General features: G+C 59.7%; 18 protein-coding genes. 8 read left to right on the top strand and 10 right to left on the bottom strand.

The genetic code is table 11. From position 1 onward, the window contains the following. Positions 1 to 35 precede the first annotated feature (35 nt). The 4 genes from SSARUM_RS01460 to aspA all read right to left on the bottom strand — a co-directional run bounded on the left by SSARUM_RS01460 (position 36) and on the right by aspA (position 5,032). Complete coding sequence (locus SSARUM_RS01460; protein WP_033648719.1) at positions 36 to 1,760, bottom strand: protein-disulfide reductase DsbD; 1,725 nt, start codon at positions 1,758 to 1,760, stop codon at positions 36 to 38. Further along, a complete protein-coding gene (cutA, locus tag SSARUM_RS01465; protein ID WP_004929657.1) occupies positions 1,736 to 2,059 on the bottom strand; it encodes a divalent cation tolerance protein CutA in 324 nt (107 codons plus the stop codon). The genes SSARUM_RS01460 and cutA overlap by 25 nt, the downstream gene beginning before the upstream one ends. A 109-nt stretch (positions 2,060 to 2,168) precedes the next feature. Continuing rightward, a complete protein-coding gene (locus SSARUM_RS01470) occupies positions 2,169 to 3,470 on the bottom strand; it encodes an anaerobic C4-dicarboxylate transporter (RefSeq protein ID WP_282494101.1) in 1,302 nt (433 codons plus the stop codon). Between the two features lie 125 nt (positions 3,471 to 3,595). Next, positions 3,596 to 5,032 carry an aspartate ammonia-lyase gene (aspA, locus tag SSARUM_RS01475; protein ID WP_004929659.1) on the bottom strand — a complete coding sequence of 479 codons (1,437 nt, stop codon included), beginning with the start codon at positions 5,030 to 5,032 and terminating at the stop codon, positions 3,596 to 3,598. Positions 5,033 to 5,401: 369 nt separating this feature from the next. Here aspA and SSARUM_RS01480 point away from each other — a divergent pair, with 369 nt between their 5' ends. The 4 genes from SSARUM_RS01480 to SSARUM_RS01495 all read left to right on the top strand — a co-directional run bounded on the left by SSARUM_RS01480 (position 5,402) and on the right by SSARUM_RS01495 (position 8,651). After that, the gene (locus SSARUM_RS01480; RefSeq protein WP_033636764.1) at positions 5,402 to 5,890 is read left to right on the top strand and encodes an FxsA family protein; all 489 of its coding nucleotides are present in this window, start codon (positions 5,402 to 5,404) and stop codon (positions 5,888 to 5,890) included. 189 nt (positions 5,891 to 6,079) lie between these two features. Next, a complete protein-coding gene (locus SSARUM_RS01485; protein WP_004929661.1) occupies positions 6,080 to 6,373 on the top strand; it encodes a co-chaperone GroES in 294 nt (97 codons plus the stop codon). A 44-nt stretch (positions 6,374 to 6,417) separates the two neighbouring features. Beyond that, positions 6,418 to 8,064: a chaperonin GroEL gene (gene groL / locus SSARUM_RS01490; protein WP_004929662.1), complete on the top strand. Its 1,647-nt coding sequence runs from the start codon at positions 6,418 to 6,420 to the stop codon at positions 8,062 to 8,064. Between the two features lie 242 nt (positions 8,065 to 8,306). Next, on the top strand, positions 8,307 to 8,651 hold the full coding sequence (locus tag SSARUM_RS01495; protein WP_025305007.1) for a DUF4156 domain-containing protein: 345 nt from the start codon (positions 8,307 to 8,309) through the stop codon (positions 8,649 to 8,651). Positions 8,652 to 8,733: 82 nt separating this feature from the next. On the opposite strand, the gene epmB is transcribed toward SSARUM_RS01495, so the two are convergent. Next, positions 8,734 to 9,762: an EF-P beta-lysylation protein EpmB gene (epmB, locus tag SSARUM_RS01500; protein ID WP_033636765.1), complete on the bottom strand. Its 1,029-nt coding sequence runs from the start codon at positions 9,760 to 9,762 to the stop codon at positions 8,734 to 8,736. Positions 9,763 to 9,804: 42 nt separating this feature from the next. On the opposite strand from epmB, the gene efp reads away from it, so the two are divergent. The 4 genes from efp to sugE all read left to right on the top strand — a co-directional run bounded on the left by efp (position 9,805) and on the right by sugE (position 11,336). Beyond that, positions 9,805 to 10,371, top strand: a complete 567-nt coding sequence (gene efp, locus SSARUM_RS01505) for an elongation factor P (RefSeq protein ID WP_004929666.1) — start codon at positions 9,805 to 9,807, stop codon at positions 10,369 to 10,371. A 70-nt stretch (positions 10,372 to 10,441) separates the two neighbouring features. Further along, positions 10,442 to 10,573 carry an entericidin A/B family lipoprotein gene (locus SSARUM_RS01510; RefSeq protein ID WP_019453400.1) on the top strand — a complete coding sequence of 44 codons (132 nt, stop codon included), beginning with the start codon at positions 10,442 to 10,444 and terminating at the stop codon, positions 10,571 to 10,573. Between the two features lie 121 nt (positions 10,574 to 10,694). Next, a complete protein-coding gene (locus tag SSARUM_RS01515; RefSeq protein ID WP_033636766.1) occupies positions 10,695 to 10,826 on the top strand; it encodes an entericidin A/B family lipoprotein in 132 nt (43 codons plus the stop codon). Positions 10,827 to 11,018: 192 nt separating this feature from the next. Then, entirely contained in the window at positions 11,019 to 11,336 is a 318-nt protein-coding gene (gene sugE, locus SSARUM_RS01520; protein WP_004929669.1) for a quaternary ammonium compound efflux SMR transporter SugE, read from the top strand. Here the strand turns inward: sugE and blc are convergent. The 5 genes from blc to frdA all read right to left on the bottom strand — a co-directional run bounded on the left by blc (position 11,330) and on the right by frdA (position 15,251). Next, complete coding sequence (gene blc, locus SSARUM_RS01525) at positions 11,330 to 11,863, bottom strand: outer membrane lipoprotein Blc (protein ID WP_033648715.1); 534 nt, start codon at positions 11,861 to 11,863, stop codon at positions 11,330 to 11,332. The genes sugE and blc overlap by 7 nt on opposite strands. A gap of 84 nt (positions 11,864 to 11,947) precedes the next feature. Beyond that, complete coding sequence (frdD, locus tag SSARUM_RS01530) at positions 11,948 to 12,307, bottom strand: fumarate reductase subunit FrdD (RefSeq protein WP_004929672.1); 360 nt, start codon at positions 12,305 to 12,307, stop codon at positions 11,948 to 11,950. Positions 12,308 to 12,319: 12 nt separating this feature from the next. Beyond that, complete coding sequence (gene frdC, locus SSARUM_RS01535; protein WP_004929673.1) at positions 12,320 to 12,712, bottom strand: fumarate reductase subunit FrdC; 393 nt, start codon at positions 12,710 to 12,712, stop codon at positions 12,320 to 12,322. A gap of 15 nt (positions 12,713 to 12,727) precedes the next feature. Next, a complete protein-coding gene (locus tag SSARUM_RS01540; RefSeq protein WP_033648713.1) occupies positions 12,728 to 13,462 on the bottom strand; it encodes a succinate dehydrogenase/fumarate reductase iron-sulfur subunit in 735 nt (244 codons plus the stop codon). Next, entirely contained in the window at positions 13,455 to 15,251 is a 1,797-nt protein-coding gene (gene frdA, locus SSARUM_RS01545; protein ID WP_033638926.1) for a fumarate reductase (quinol) flavoprotein subunit, read from the bottom strand. Before frdA ends, SSARUM_RS01540 begins: the two co-directional genes overlap by 8 nt. Between the last annotated feature and the right edge of the window lie 298 nt (positions 15,252 to 15,549).

Here is a 15,549-nt window from a genome sequence, read left to right on the forward strand (position 1 = left end):
GCTTCCTCCCATTCGCTTCCGATCTTCAGTGTCAGTTATCGCATCACTTTCTGCAAATGCGCGTTGAAGGCTTCTGCCTTCATAAAACCGGTGACCCGCTCGGCCGTCAGCTCCTGGCCCGCCGGATCGAAGAACAGGATCGTCGGCAGCCCCAGCACCTGCAGGTGCTTCAGCAGCGCCGCCTGTTCCGCGCCGTTGGCGGTGACGTCCGCCTGCAGCAGCACCGCGTTGGCCAGGCTCGCCTGCACCGCCGCATCGCTGAAGGTGTATTTCTCGAACTCTTTACAGGCCACGCACCAGTCGGCGTACAGATCCAGCATCACCGGCTTGCCGCGCGCCTGTTGCAGCGCCAGATCGAGCTGCTCGACGTTGTTGATGCGGGCAAAGGCCAGGTGTTGTTGAGCCGCCTGCTGCGCCTGATCGGCGCCGAAGGCCCAATCCTGCAGCGGCCGCGCGGCGATCACCGCCGCCGCCAACAGCAGCAGTTGCAGGGCACGCGCCCAGCCGCGCGCGCTTCTCAGGCTCAGAGCGAAGGCCCAGCCGAAGAACGCCAGGCCGAGCAGGCTCCACAGGCGCAGGCCCCACAGATCGCCGATCACCCGCTCCAGCAGGAACACCGGCAGCGCCAGAATGACGAAGCCGAAGGCCTCTTTCACGTACTGCATCCACGGGCCGCTGCGCGGCAGCAGGCGGTTGCCGAACAGGGTGACGATCACCAGCGGAATGCCCATCCCCAGCGCGTACAGGTACAGGGTGCCGCCGCCGGCCCACAGGTTACCGCTCTGGGCGATATACAGCAGGATGGCGCTGAGCGGCGCGGTGGTACAGGGCGAGCAAATCAGCCCGGCCAGGGCGCCCATCAGGAACACGCCGGTCAGTGAGCCGCCGCGCTGGGTGTTGCTCCAGCTCGCCAGCCGGGTTTGCAGCGCCGAGGGCAGCTGCAGGGAATAGAGGCCGAACATCGACAGCGCCAGCGCGATGAACAGCACCGACAGGCCGATCAGCACGTAAGGGTGCTGCAGCGCCGCCTGGAACTGCAGGCCGGCGGCGGCCACCACCAGCCCCAGCAGGGTGTAGGTGAGTGCCATGCCCTGCACGTAAACCACCGCCAGCGCCAGAATGCGGCCGCTGCTTTGCGGCCGGTCGCGGCCGAGGATGATGCCGGAGATCAGCGGGTACATCGGCAGCACGCACGGAGTGAAGGCGATGCCGATGCCGATCAGCAATGCCCACAGCGGCGAGAAAGGCAGGCTGGCCGGCGTAGCGGGCTGTTCGGTTGGCGCAGGGGCAGCCGCCGGGAGCGGGGCGACATCGCCGGCGCTGACGGCATCCAGCGGGATGACGCGGGTTTCCGGCGGATAGCAGAAGCCGGCCTCGGCGCAGCCCTGATAGGTGACGCTGAGGCTGGCGTTGGCCGCTGCCTGTTGCAGCGGCACCTGCAGATTCAGCTGCTGTTTGAAAATCGCCACTTCGCCGAAGAACTCGTCCTTGTGGCTCAACCCTTCGGGCAGGGTAAAGGCGCCCAGCGTCGCTTGCTGCGGCACCAGTTTGATCTGCTGGCGATACAGGTAGTAGCCGGGGCGGATCTGCCAGTTCAGCGTCACCTGGCTGCCTTGCTGTTTGAAATCGAAGGCGAAGGCCTGATCGACAGGCACGAACTGGCTGCCGCCCTTCGGCGCGAACAGCGAAGCCTGCGCCGCCTGCGGCAGGAAGAACAGGCTGCACAGCAGCAAAATCAGTTTAAGGAAGCGTTGATCCATAACAGGTAGTCTTTATCTCCGGCCATCACCGGCAGCACCAGCAGCTCGGGCGTCTGGTAAGGGTGATGTTGTTTCAGGGTGTCGAGCAGGGCCTGCTGACGGCGGCGATCGCTTTTGAACAGCATCTGCACTTCGTATTCCTGTTCCAGTTTCCCTTCCCAGTAATACAGCGAGGTAGCGCCGGGCAGCAGCGTGGCGCAGGCCGCCAGCTTATCGCCCAAGACCCGCGCCGCCAGTTCCTGGGCGCTGGCTTCATCGGGTGCGGTACAGAGTATGACGACAGCTTCGCAATCAGACATCTTCAGCCCTCTCATCGGTTCGAATGGGCACTATACCCTGAAGGCGGATTGGCTAGAAGGCGAGTTTATCGCCAGAAGGAAAACCGGGGCCGCAGCCCCGGTCGGAGCGTTACAGCATGATGCTGCCGAGCAGGAAGCCGAATACCACGGCGAAAATCACGCCCATGGTGCCGGGAATGAAGAACGGGTGGTTGAACACGAAGCGGCCGATGCGCGTGGTGCCGGTATCGTCCATCTGCACCGCGGCGACCAGCGTCGGGTAGGTCGGCAGGATGAACAGGCCGGAGACGGCGGCGAAGGAGGCGACGGCGGTCAGCGGCGATACGTTCAGCGCCAGCGCCATCGGCATCAGCGCCTTGGCGGTAGCGGCCTGCGAGTACAGCAGCGCCGAGCAGAAGAAGAAGATCACCGCCAGCAGCCACGGGTGCGCCTGAATGACGCTGCCGGCCGTCTCTTTGATCCAGTCGATGTTGGCCTGCACGAAGGTATCGCCCAGCCAGGCGACGCCGAGGATACAGATACAGGCGCTCATGCCGGCCTTGAAGGTGCTGGAGTTCAGCACCATGTCGGTGTCGACGCGGCACAGCAGGGTGGTCAGCGTGGCGACGCTCAGCATGATGATCAGGATGGCGTTGGTGGTGTTCATCAGCGGCTTGGCCACCAGGCCAAGACCCGGGCTGTTGATGATGGCGTAAGCCACTACGCACAGCACGCCCAGCAGGAACAGCAGCACCGAGGCTTTGGCGCGCGGTTTGATCTCCAGCGCGTTGTTGCCGCGCAGGGTGATCAGGCCTTCTTCCAGGCGTTTCAGGTACACCGGGTCGTTAGACAGCTTGGAGTCGAACAGCCAGGTCACCAGCAGCGACATCACCAGCACGGCGCAGAAGGTGGACGGGATCACCACCATCAGCAGGTGCAGGTAGCTGACGCCGTGGCCTTCCATCACCGAAGACATATACACCACCGCGGCGGAGATCGGTGAGGCGGTGATGGCGATCTGGGCGGACACTACGGCGGTCGACAGCGGCCGGCAAGGCTTGATGCCCTGTTCTTTCGCCACTTCGGCGATCACCGGCAGCGCCGAGAGCGAGATGTTGCCGGTGCCGGCGAAGATGGTCAGGAAGTAGGTGACGATAGGGGCGAGAATGGTGATGTGCTTGGGGTTCTTGCGCAGCAGCTTTTCGGTCTGCTGCACCAGGTAATCCATCCCCCCGGCGACCTGCATGGCGGAGATCGCCGCGATCACCGCCATGATGATGGAAATCACGTCGAAGGGAATGCTGCCCGGCTTGACGCCGATCAGCGCCAGGATCAGAACGCCCAATCCCCCCGCGAACCCGATACCGATACCGCCCAACCTGGCCCCTAAAAAGATGGCCAGCAGAACGATAACCAATTCTACGGCTAGCATAGTGTTTACTCCTTAAAATGAGAGAAATTGAAAATCAAACGTTAAAATTTTGTGGGCGCCTAAAAGTAAAAAGGCACGCTATCCAGAGGATTTAGCGTGCCTTTCAGGGCTACCGGGTAGGTCTGTTATTGTTCATTTTCATCCGTATAGCGTTTGGCTTTATAGGCCGGGTGCATCAGGTTCTCCACGGAGAAGATGTCATCCAGCTCGGCTTCGGTCAGCAGGCCGCGTTCCAGCACCACTTCACGCACGCTCTTGCCGGTTTCGGCGCAGATCTTCCCGACGATGTCACCGTTATGGTGGCCGATGAACGGGTTCAGATAGGTGACGATACCGATCGAGTTGAAGACGTAGTGTTCGCAGACTTCTTTATTCGCGGTGATGCCGTTAATGCATTTTTCCAGCAGGTTGTAGCAGGCGTTGGTCAGGATGTGGATCGACTCGAACATCGCCTGGCCGATCACCGGCTCCATCACGTTCAGCTGCAGCTGGCCCGCTTCGGCCGCCATGGTAACGCAAGTGTCGTTGCCAATCACCTTGAAACACACCTGATTGACCACTTCCGGCACCACCGGGTTCACTTTGGCCGGCATGATGGACGATCCTGCCTGCAGCTCTGGCAGGTTGATTTCGTTCAGGCCGGCGCGCGGGCCGGAGGAGAGCAGGCGCAGGTCGTTACAGATTTTGGACAGTTTCACCGCCAGGCGTTTGAGCGCGCTGTGCACCATCACGTAGGCGCCGCAGTCGGAGGTGGCCTCGATCAGGTCTTCCGCCGGCACCACCGGCAGGCCGCTGACTTCCGCCAGTTTTTGCACCGCCAGCGGCTGATAGCCTTCCGGGGTGTTGAGCGCGGTGCCGATGGCGGTGGCGCCCAGGTTCACTTCCAGCAGCAGCTCCGCGGTGCGGTGCAGGTTGCGGGTCTCTTCGTTCAGCAGCACGCTGAAGGCGTGGAATTCCTGGCCGAGGGTCATCGGCACCGCGTCCTGCAGCTGGGTGCGGCCCATTTTCAGGATGGTTTCGAACTCTTTCGCCTTGCGGTCGAAGCCTTCGCGCAGCTGGTTGATGGCGTCGATCAGCTTCTGGTTGGAGGCGTACACCGCGATGCGGAACCCGGTCGGGTAGGCGTCGTTGGTGGACTGGCACTTATTGAGGTGATCGTTCGGGTTCAGGTACTGGTATTCGCCTTTTTGGTGGCCCATCAGCTCCAGGCCGATGTTCGCCAGCACTTCGTTGGTGTTCATGTTCAGCGAGGTGCCTGCGCCGCCCTGGAACACGTCCACCGGGAACTGATCCATGCACTTGCCTTTATCCAGCACCTCGTCGCAGGCCTGGATGATCACGTCGGCGATTTTGCGCGGGATGGTTTTGAGTTCTTTGTTGGCCATCGCCGCGGCCTTTTTCACCATCACCATGCCGCGAACGAACTCGGGGACATCGCTGATTTTGCTGTTGCTGATGTAGAAGTTTTCAATCGCACGCAGAGTGTGGACTCCGTAGTAAGCGTCTGCGGGGACTTCACGTGTTCCTAACAGGTCTTCTTCGATACGAATGTTGTTTGACATGAGAACCTTCTCTATGTGTTGCTGCCGAATTAATAATGTGTCAGGTCAAGGCTAATAAGGGCACAGCCTAAATTAATGTTGCCGAAGGCTTGGGGCGTGAAACGATTAACCAAATCGCCCGTTGCTGCCCAGATCATATGCTGGTTGGTAAGAAATGACTGAATCCAGATCACCTTATGGTGTTTAAGGATATGCCCTTTTCCGGTTCTGTGACTTCTTTCACGTTTGTGAACTTTAGCAATAAAAACCGGCTCTCGGTTGAAATGGTGGGGTGATGCCCTCATTGTAATGGTGTCGGCCGTTTACGGCCTCTTTTTTCGCGCCGTCGCCCCGTGGCGGCCGCGCTTTACCTACCGATAGGAGAACCAGGTGCGCTGGTTACCGCTACTGCTGATATTTCTGCTGGCTTACATAGAAATATCCATCTTTATCAAAGTCGCCGCCGTGCTCGGCGTGGCTGTCACCCTGCTGCTGGTGGTGTTCAGCTCCTGCGTCGGCATTTCGCTGGTGCGCAATCAGGGCATGAAAACCTTCGTGCAGATGCAGCAAAAACTGGCGGCCGGCGAAAGCCCGGCGGCGGAAATGGTGAAAAGCGTTTCGCTGGTGCTGGCGGGCTTCCTGCTGCTGATCCCGGGTTTCTTCACCGACTTCCTCGGCCTGTTGCTGCTGCTGCCGCCGGTGCAAAAAACGCTGACGCTGAAGCTGATGCCGCATCTGTCGGTTTATCGCCCCGGCGGTTGGACGGGCGGTGACGCCGCCAACGGCAACACCTTCGACGGTGAATTCCAGCGCAAGGACGACGAACGCTCGGTGCTGGAACACCGCCCGGACGAGGAGCGCAAGCCTCACGATCGTTAAGCAAACGCGGCTCAGGCCGCGTTTTTTCTCTCTGTAGCACCCGCGCGGCCAAAAATGCGAAATTTTTTTCGTTAGCCCCCTTGAAGGGGGCTGGAACGCCCCCATCTCAAATGCCACGAGGCCGGTAATAACAACCATCCGGTGTACAACCCTAAATCTGATAGAGACCTTCTTACAGGAGAGCGTTCAATGAGTATTCGTCCATTGCATGACCGCGTTATCGTCAAGCGCAAAGAAGTTGAATCAAAATCTGCTGGCGGCATCGTCCTGACTGGCTCTGCTGCGGGTAAATCCACTCGCGGTGAAGTGGTTGCAGTGGGTAAAGGGCGTGTGCTGGAAAACGGCAACATCCAACCGCTGGATGTGAAAGTTGGCGATATCGTGATTTTCAACGACGGCTACGGCGTGAAAGCAGAGAAGATCGACAATGAAGAAGTGTTGATCATGTCCGAAAGCGACATTCTGGCAATTGTTGAAGCGTAATTGCGCTTTATCTTCTGAACTGAACGAGTTGAAGGGAAATACCAATGGCAGCTAAAGACGTAAAATTCGGCAATGACGCTCGCGTGAAAATGCTCCGCGGCGTGAATGTTCTCGCTGATGCAGTAAAAGTGACCCTGGGCCCGAAAGGCCGCAACGTAGTGCTGGATAAATCTTTCGGCGCACCGACCATCACCAAAGACGGCGTTTCCGTTGCGCGTGAAATCGAACTGGAAGACAAGTTCGAGAACATGGGCGCACAGATGGTGAAAGAAGTGGCCTCCAAAGCGAACGACGCGGCGGGCGACGGCACCACCACTGCAACCGTACTGGCTCAATCCATCATCACCGAAGGCCTGAAAGCGGTTGCTGCAGGCATGAACCCGATGGATCTGAAGCGCGGCATCGACAAAGCGGTTGTCGCTGCGGTTGAAGAACTGAAGAAACTGTCCGTACCTTGCTCCGATTCCAAAGCTATCGCTCAGGTAGGCACCATCTCCGCCAACTCCGACGAAACCGTGGGTAAACTGATCGCGGAAGCGATGGAGAAAGTGGGCAAAGAAGGCGTTATCACCGTTGAAGAAGGCACCGGCCTGCAAGACGAGCTGGACGTGGTTGAAGGTATGCAGTTCGACCGCGGTTACCTGTCCCCATACTTCATCAACAAGCCGGAAACCGGTTCTGTTGAGCTGGAAAGCCCGTTCATCCTGCTGGCCGACAAAAAGATCTCCAACATCCGCGAAATGCTGCCGGTGCTGGAAGCCGTTGCCAAAGCAGGCAAGCCGCTGCTGATCATCGCTGAAGACGTTGAAGGCGAAGCGCTGGCGACCCTGGTGGTCAACACCATGCGCGGCATCGTGAAAGTGGCTGCCGTTAAGGCGCCTGGCTTCGGCGACCGCCGTAAAGCCATGCTGCAGGACATCGCAACCCTGACTGCCGGTACCGTTATCTCTGAAGAGATCGGTCTGGAGCTGGAAAAAGCCACCCTGGAAGACCTGGGCCAGGCAAAACGCGTTGTGATCAACAAAGACACCACCATCATCATCGATGGCGTGGGCGACGAAGCGACCATCCAGGGCCGCGTTGCTCAGATCCGTCAGCAGATCGAAGAAGCGACCTCTGACTACGATCGTGAAAAACTGCAGGAGCGCGTAGCGAAACTGGCCGGCGGCGTTGCCGTTATCAAGGTTGGCGCAGCGACTGAAGTTGAAATGAAAGAGAAGAAAGCCCGCGTTGAAGACGCCCTGCACGCGACCCGCGCCGCAGTGGAAGAAGGCGTGGTGGCCGGCGGTGGCGTAGCGCTGATCCGCGTTGCAGGCAAAATCGCCGCGCTGAAAGGCGACAACGAAGACCAGAACGTGGGTATCAAAGTTGCGCTGCGCGCAATGGAAGCCCCTCTGCGTCAGATCGTGGTGAACGCCGGTGAAGAAGCTTCCGTTATCGCCAACCAGGTGAAAGCGGGCGAAGGCAGCTACGGCTACAACGCTTACTCCGAAGAATACGGCGACATGATCGCGATGGGTATCCTGGATCCAACCAAAGTGACCCGTTCTGCTCTGCAGTACGCGGCTTCCGTGGCTGGCCTGATGATCACCACCGAATGCATGGTTACCGACCTGCCGAAGGCTGACGCACCGGATCTGGGCGCAGCAGGCGGCATGGGCGGCATGGGCGGCATGGGCGGCATGATGTAATCATCCCCCACAAGCTTGTGTGCTGAGAACCCCGGTCAAATGACCGGGGTTTTTTATGCCTGCGCGCCGCCGCACTGTATTTGATGATATTTTTGCCGCCGGGGGCGATTTAGCTGGTAAACTGTTAAGTCATCAGCTGTCGCTCAAGACGTTGGCCCGCTCGCGTGGCAACGGATGCTTAAGAGATGGCATCGCTTTCTGATAAGCTTTTGCGTAATTCTCAACATCGAATGGGGAACAAGATGCGGATTAAAGCCTTACTGGGTCTCTCGGCAGCGATGCTGCTGGCGGGTTGCAGCACCACTCATGAACTGACCGCTGCGGGTCAGCAGATCAAGTTCACCGACAGCAAGCCGGCGGCGGAATGCCAGCTGCTGGGGGAAGTGACCGGCACCCAGAGCAACTGGCTGTCCGGCAACGGCGGTGAAGGCAGCTCCATGCGTGGGGCGGCCAACGATCTGCGCAACAAGGCGGCGGCCATGGGCGGCAACGTGATCTACGGCGCCAACAGCCCGAGCCAGAACCTGCTCTCCAGCTTCGCACCGCTGGACAGCAAAATGGTCGGCCAGGTTTACAAGTGCCCGTAAGGCGCTGAGGCCGCAGCCGCAAAGAGGTAAAAAAAGAGGAATGCCACGGCATTCCTCTTTTCGTTGGGGCATTTGGCGCACGTTACTCCTGCATCAGGCGCAGATCGATCGGCGTTTTGCTCGGTTCGCCGCCCACTTCGCGCGTCAGGCGCGGCACCAGATAACCGGACACCTTGCTCAGCAGCGCCTGCATGATGGCGCGCGCTTCATCGTCGCTGACCATGAAGTGCGCCGCGCCCTGCACCTTGTCCAGCACGTGGATGTAGTAAGGCAGGATACCGGCGTCGAACAGCGCGTTGCTGAGCGCCGCCAGCGTGTCGGCATCGTCGTTGACGTCGCGCAGCAGTACGCTCTGGTTGAGCAGCGTGACGCCGGCGAGGCGCAGCTGAGCCATGGCGCTTTGCAGATCGCGGTCAATTTCGTTGGCGTGGTTGATGTGGGTGACCATCAGCACCTGCAGGCGCGAGGCCGACAGTAGGCGGCACAGCGCCGGCGTGATGCGCGCCGGGATCACCACCGGCAGACGGGTGTGAATGCGCAGGCGTTTCAGGTGCGGGATGGCCTCCAGCTCGCCGACCAGCCACTCCAGCTCGCTGTCCTTGGCCATCAGCGGATCGCCGCCTGAAAAAATGATCTCGTCCAGTTCCGGGTGTTGGCGGATATAATCCAGCGCCTGCCGCCAGTTGTTCTTGTTGCCCTGATTATCCTGATAGGGGAAGTGGCGGCGGAAGCAGTAACGGCAGTTGACCGCACAGCCGCCCTTGACCAGCAGCAGCGCGCGATTGCGGTATTTGTGCAGCAGGCCCGGCACCACGCTGCGCTGCTCATCGAGCGGATCGGTGGTGAACCCTGGGGCGTTGATGAACTCCTCTCTGGCGGTCAGCACCTGGCGCAGCAGCGGGTCGTTGGCATCGCCGGGGCGCATGCGCGCAGCGAAGGCGCGCGGCACGCGCAGGGCAAACAGCCGGCGGGCATCGCGCCCCTGCGGCAGTTCCGGGTGCGTATTCAGTGACAAAAGCTGCAGTAATTCATCTGGATCGGTAATAACATCGGCGAGTTGATGCAACCAATCTTCTCTATGTGCCGTACTTTGGGTTATAATGTGTGCCATTTTTTTGGCTAAGCTACCAGTTCAAATATTCAGAGGGCCATCATGGCGACTTATTCTAGCAACGATTTCCGTCCGGGTCTTAAAATCATGTTCGAGGGCGAACCTTACGCCGTCGAAGCCAGTGAGTTCGTTAAGCCGGGCAAAGGCCAGGCGTTTGCACGCGTGAAAATGCGTCGTCTGCTGACCGGCACCCGCGTGGAAAAAACCTTCAAGTCTACCGATTCTTGCGAAGGCGCAGACGTGATGGACACCAACATGAACTACCTGTACAGCGACGGTGAGTTCTACCACTTCATGCACCCTGAGTCTTTCGAACAGCATCAGGTTGACGGCAAAACCGTCGGCGACGCGGCCAAATGGCTGCAGGATAACGCAGAGTGCATCATCACCCTGTGGGATGGCCGTCCAATCGCCGTTCAGCCGCCGAACTTCATCGAAGCGGAAATCACCGATACCGATCCTGGCCTGAAAGGCGATACCGCAGGGACTGGCGGCAAGCCGGCTACCCTGAGCACCGGCGCCGTGGTTAAAGTGCCGTTGTTCGTCCAGATCGGCGAAGTGATCAAAGTTGACACTCGCTCTGGCGAATACGTCTCTCGCGTTAAATAAGTTTCAAAGCAGAGGAACCCCCGCGGTTCCTCTGTTTTATCCCATCCCCGTTCGTTGGCAGAAAACCCGCATGTTCAAGAAAACGTTGTTGGCCGTGCTCTCCCTGTTGTTCCTTTTCTCTCTTAGCGGTTGCAATACGTTTCGCGGTTTCGGCGAGGACGTGCAGCATCTCGGCGGCGCCATTTCGCGCACGGCCAGCTGATCCCGCCCTTTAACCCGATGTATTTGCGCCACAAAGCCGGTGGTGATTCCACTCCCTGCGCCAATTTTGACTAAGCTTAGAAAGCCGTACTTTTTCATCAACGACAAATAAGGACTTTCTTATGCTGAAGAAAAGTATTATCGCGATCTTCTCTTTGATGATTTTGACCTCGTTGACCGCCTGTAATACCACCCGCGGCGTGGGTGAGGACATTCAGGCCGGCGGCAAGGCCATTCAGCGCAGCGCGGAATAATCCGTTCTCCACCCGGCGGCGTTCCGCGTGCGGAGGGCCGCCGCATTTCCTCCTCTTGCCTGAGCGTTAACGCTGCTGCTATCCTGCCGCAGTGCGGGTGAGGTTACCCGCCGTTCTTCACCCCGCTGAACGGGACGACCCGTTTACGCGTCATTATATCGGGGACGACCCCAGTGGAAGGGAGGCCGTCTCATGGCCTGGATTATTCTGCTTATCGCCGGTTTGCTCGAAGTGGTTTGGGCTATCGGTCTGAAATACACCCACGGTTTTACCCGGCTGACGCCGAGCATCATCACCATCGCCGCGATGGTGGTCAGCATGTTGTTGTTGGCCAACGCGATGAAAACGCTGCCCGCCGGCACCGCTTATGCGGTGTGGACCGGCATCGGCGCGGTGGGCGCGGCCATCATGGGCATGGTGCTGTTGGGCGAGTCGACCAATATCGCGCGTATCATCAGCCTGTGCCTGATCGTGGTCGGCATCCTCGGGCTGAAGTTCAGCAGTCACTGATCGGCGGGCTGCTCCACCCAGATCAGCGCATCGGTGGCGAAACCGTAGCCTTTGGCCGTCTGCAATAAGCTGTCGCGTACGCCGGCGTCGAGCGTCGGGGTGCGCGACAGGATCCACAGATAGTCGCGGTTAGGGCCGCAAACCAGCGCGTAGCGATACTCCGGATCCAGGGCTATCACGTTATAGCCGCCGTAGAAGGGGCCGAAGAACGACACTTTCAGCGCCGCGACCTGCGGTGAACCGATAAAGTAGGCTTTGCCTTCGCTTTCTTGCCATTGCTGTTTCTGCGGATTGAAGCCGCGATTGATGACTTTCAGCCCGCCGTCGGCGCGTGGGCTGTAGTGGGCGGTCACCCGCTGCAAACCGCGTTCAAAACGATGATCCAGACGCGCGATTTCGTACCAGGTGCCGAGATAGCGCTGACTGTCGAAAGGGGTCACGACCTTGATGTCTTTGGGCGGGGAGACGCTGCAAGCGACGGAGAGCAGGGCGGAAAGCATGACGCTAAGCTTTGACCATAAACGCATCGTTGACTCCTGTTTACCGGGGGCGAGTAGACAGTGTAGCCGATGAGCAAAGGGCGGCCAACGGGCGTTGGCCGCCTGAGCGGTTTACAGGGTGACGACGCCGATAACGGTGACCACGCTGAGGATCGCCGCCAGACCGTAGAACACCCATTTGCCGGCCGGTACATGGATCTTCAGATCGTGCATCGCATGGTGGATGCGGTGCAGGCCGCACCACAGTGGCAGAATGATCATCAGCAGCAGGAACAGGCGGCCGATCAGGCTCTGGCAGAACGCCAGCACGCGCTCGTAACCCAGTGCTTCACCGGGGAACAGCCCCAATGGCAGCAGAATACCGACCAGCAGCACGATGGCTGGTGCGACGATCGCGCCCCACATGCCGCCGGCGCCGAACAATCCCCAGAAAACCGGCTCGTCGGAGCGTTTAGGTGCTTGATTTATCATGTTTCCTCCGGATTAGATCAGGGCCACGGCCAGGATGACCACGCTGACGACGATGGTGACGGCCCACAGCCCTTTCACGATGGGGCCTGGCCCCATTTTCTCGCTGTTGACCACGATATTGGCGGCCTTCGGCGCCAAATCGAACCAGGTTTTGGTGTGCAGCGCCGCCGCCAGCAGGGCGACGACGTTGATCAACAGCACCAGCGGGTTCTGCAAGAAGCCGACGAAGCCGGCCCAGCTCTCGGCGCCACCCTTCAGCGCGAACACGCCGTAGAGCAGCACGATGCTGAACCAGACCGCCAGCACCGAGGTGCCTTCGCGCAGCATGTAGAAACGGTAAAAGCCGAGCTTTTGCCACCAGGTGGGCGTCATGGTGCGCACATAGGGCTTACGTTGAGTTGTCATGGCAATTTTTCTCCCTTATTGCGGCTTCAGCATGGCGATCATGAAGTCTTTGGCGCTCTCCACCTTGCCCTGCTGGATGGCGGCGGCGGGATCGACGTGTTTCGGACAGACTTCTGAGCAATAGCCGACGAAGGTGCAGCTCCAGACGCCGTTTTGGCCGTTAAGCTGCGGCATGCGCTGTTTCTTGCCGTGGTCGCGGTTGTCCAGGTTGTAGCGGTGCGCCAGCGTGATCGCCGCCGGGCCGATAAACTCGGGGTTGAGGCCGAACTGCGGACACGCGGCGTAGCACAGGCCGCAGTTGATGCAGCCGGAGAACTGGTGATACTTGGCCATCTGCGCCGGGGTCTGCACGTTCGGGCCGTCTTCCGGCTTGCGATCGTTGCCGATAATGTAAGGCTTGATCGCCTCCAGACTTTCGATGAAGTGAGTCATGTCGACCACCAGATCGCGCTCGATCGGGAAGTTGCCCAGCGCTTCGACCTTCATGCCGCCGACGTAATCGCGCAGGAAGGTTTTGCACGCCAGCTTCGGCACGCGGTTGACCATCATGCCGCAGGAGCCGCAGATCGCCATGCGGCAGGACCAGCGGTAGGAGAGATCCGGCGCCAGGTTATCCTTGATGTAGCCCAACGCGTCGAGCAGCGAGGTCTGTTCGTCGTAAGGCACGGCGTAGGTGACGAAATGCGGCTCGGCGTCGCTTTCCGGGTTATAGCGCATGACTTCGATCTTCAGGGTTTGCATCTCAGCCATTTGCCTGCTCCTTATTCTTTTTCTCCTGCGCTTCGGCTTCTGCGCCGTAGACGCGTTTGGCCGGCGGCAGCTTGGTGATTTTCACGTCGCTGTATTCGAGACGCGGCGCGCCCTGCGGGTTATGGAACGCCAGCGTATGCTTGAGGAAGTTGACGTCGTCGCGCTCGGTGCAGCCTTCGTCCAGGCGCTGGTGAGCGCCGCGCGACTCTTTGCGGTTAAACGCGGAGTGCGCCATGCATTCGGCGACGTCCAGGCCGTAGCCCAGCTCGATGGTGTACAGCAGATCGGTGTTGAACACGCTGGAGTTGTCGGTGATGTTGACGCGCTTGAAGCGCTCTTTCAGCTCCGCCAGCTTATCGATGGTTTTTTGCATCAGCTCCGGCGTGCGGTAGATGCCGCAGCCCTCTTCCATCGACAGCCCCATTTCGTCGCGGATCTTCGCCCAGTTTTCGTTGCCTTCCTGCTTCATCAGGTTGCTCAGGCGGGTTTCGACATCGCGGGTTTGCGCATCCAGCGCGCTGCCGTTGGCCGGCGCGGTTTCCAGCGCGCGACGCGCCGCGTGCTCACCGGCGACGCGGCCGAACACCACCAGTTCTGCCAGCGAGTTGGAGCCGAGACGGTTGGCGCCGTGCAGGCCGACGGAGGAGCATTCGCCGACCGCGAACAGCCCCTTGATGCGGGTTTCGCAATTCTGGTCGGTTTCAATGCCGCCCATGGTGTAGTGCGCGGTAGGGCGCACCGGGATCGGATCTTTCACCGGATCGACGCCGACGTAGGCCTTGGCCAGTTCGCAGATGAACGGCAGCCGCTCCAGCAGCTTTTTCTCGCCCAGGTGGCGCAGATCGAGGTAGACCACGTCGCCGCGCGGGGTGGCGATGGTGCGGCCGGCGCGCCATTCGTGCCAGAAGGCCTGGGACACCTTGTCGCGCGGGCCCAGCTCCATGTATTTGTTCTTCGGCTCGCCCAGCGGGGTTTCCGGGCCCATGCCGTAATCTTGCAGGTAACGGTAGCCGTCCTTGTTCACCAGAATGCCGCCTTCGCCGCGGCAGCCCTCGGTCATCAGGATGCCGGAACCGGGCAGGCCGGTCGGGTGATACTGCACGAACTCCATGTCGCGCAGCGGCACGCCGTGGTGGAACGCCATGCCCATGCCGTCGCCGGTAACGATGCCGCCGTTGGTGTTGTAGCGGTAGACGCGCCCGGCGCCGCCGGTGGCCATCACCACCGCGTTGGCGCGGATCTGCACGCGGGTGCCTTCCATCATGTTGAGCGCCACCAGGCCGCGCGCCTGGCCGTCATCCACCAGGATATCCAGCACGAAGTGCTCGTCGAAGCGTTGAATTTGCGGGTATTTCAGCGAGGTCTGGAACAGGGTGTGCAGCATGTGGAAGCCGGTCTTGTCGGCGGCGAACCAGGTGCGTTCGATCTTCATGCCGCCGAAGCGCCGCACGTTGACCGACCCATCCGGTTTGCGGCTCCACGGGCAACCCCACTGCTCGAGCTGGGTCATCTCGCGCGGGCACTGATGCACGAAGTGATCGACCACGTCTTGTTCGCACAGCCAGTCGCCGCCGGCGACGGTGTCGTGGAAGTGGTAGTCGAAGGTATCGTGATCCTGGGTGACGGCGGCGGAGCCCCCCTCGGCGGCGACCGTGTGGCTGCGCATCGGGTAGACCTTAGAGATCAGCGCGATTTTCAGTTGGGGATTGGCTTCCGCTGCGGCTATTGCTGCACGTAAACCAGCGCCCCCGGCCCCAATAATGGCAAGATCGGCGTTAAAGGTTTGCACTGCATTCCTCCAATGTTCTTGTTAAGAACGGCAAGTTAAATATCTATGCTTAAAATTTAGCGAACTCTTCGGGTGCTAACTAATTGAACCGATTAATGTTGCTTAAAGGTTAAGGATAGATATCTCCCACCAATAATGGGGAATTAACTATACCTAAAGTTAAGTAGTCGAAATTTGATGTGATCGATTGTTTTGTCGATTAACGCTCGACCAACAGGCTTGCCTGCCTTTTCGCGTGTTCGGCGTGCTTTACCCTTTTTAACGCGCTTTTGTCGCCTATTTATCGGAAATTGGCGTT

It is taken from the genome of Serratia sarumanii (assembly GCF_029962605.1).
Classification (GTDB): Bacteria; Pseudomonadota; Gammaproteobacteria; order Enterobacterales; family Enterobacteriaceae; genus Serratia; species Serratia sarumanii.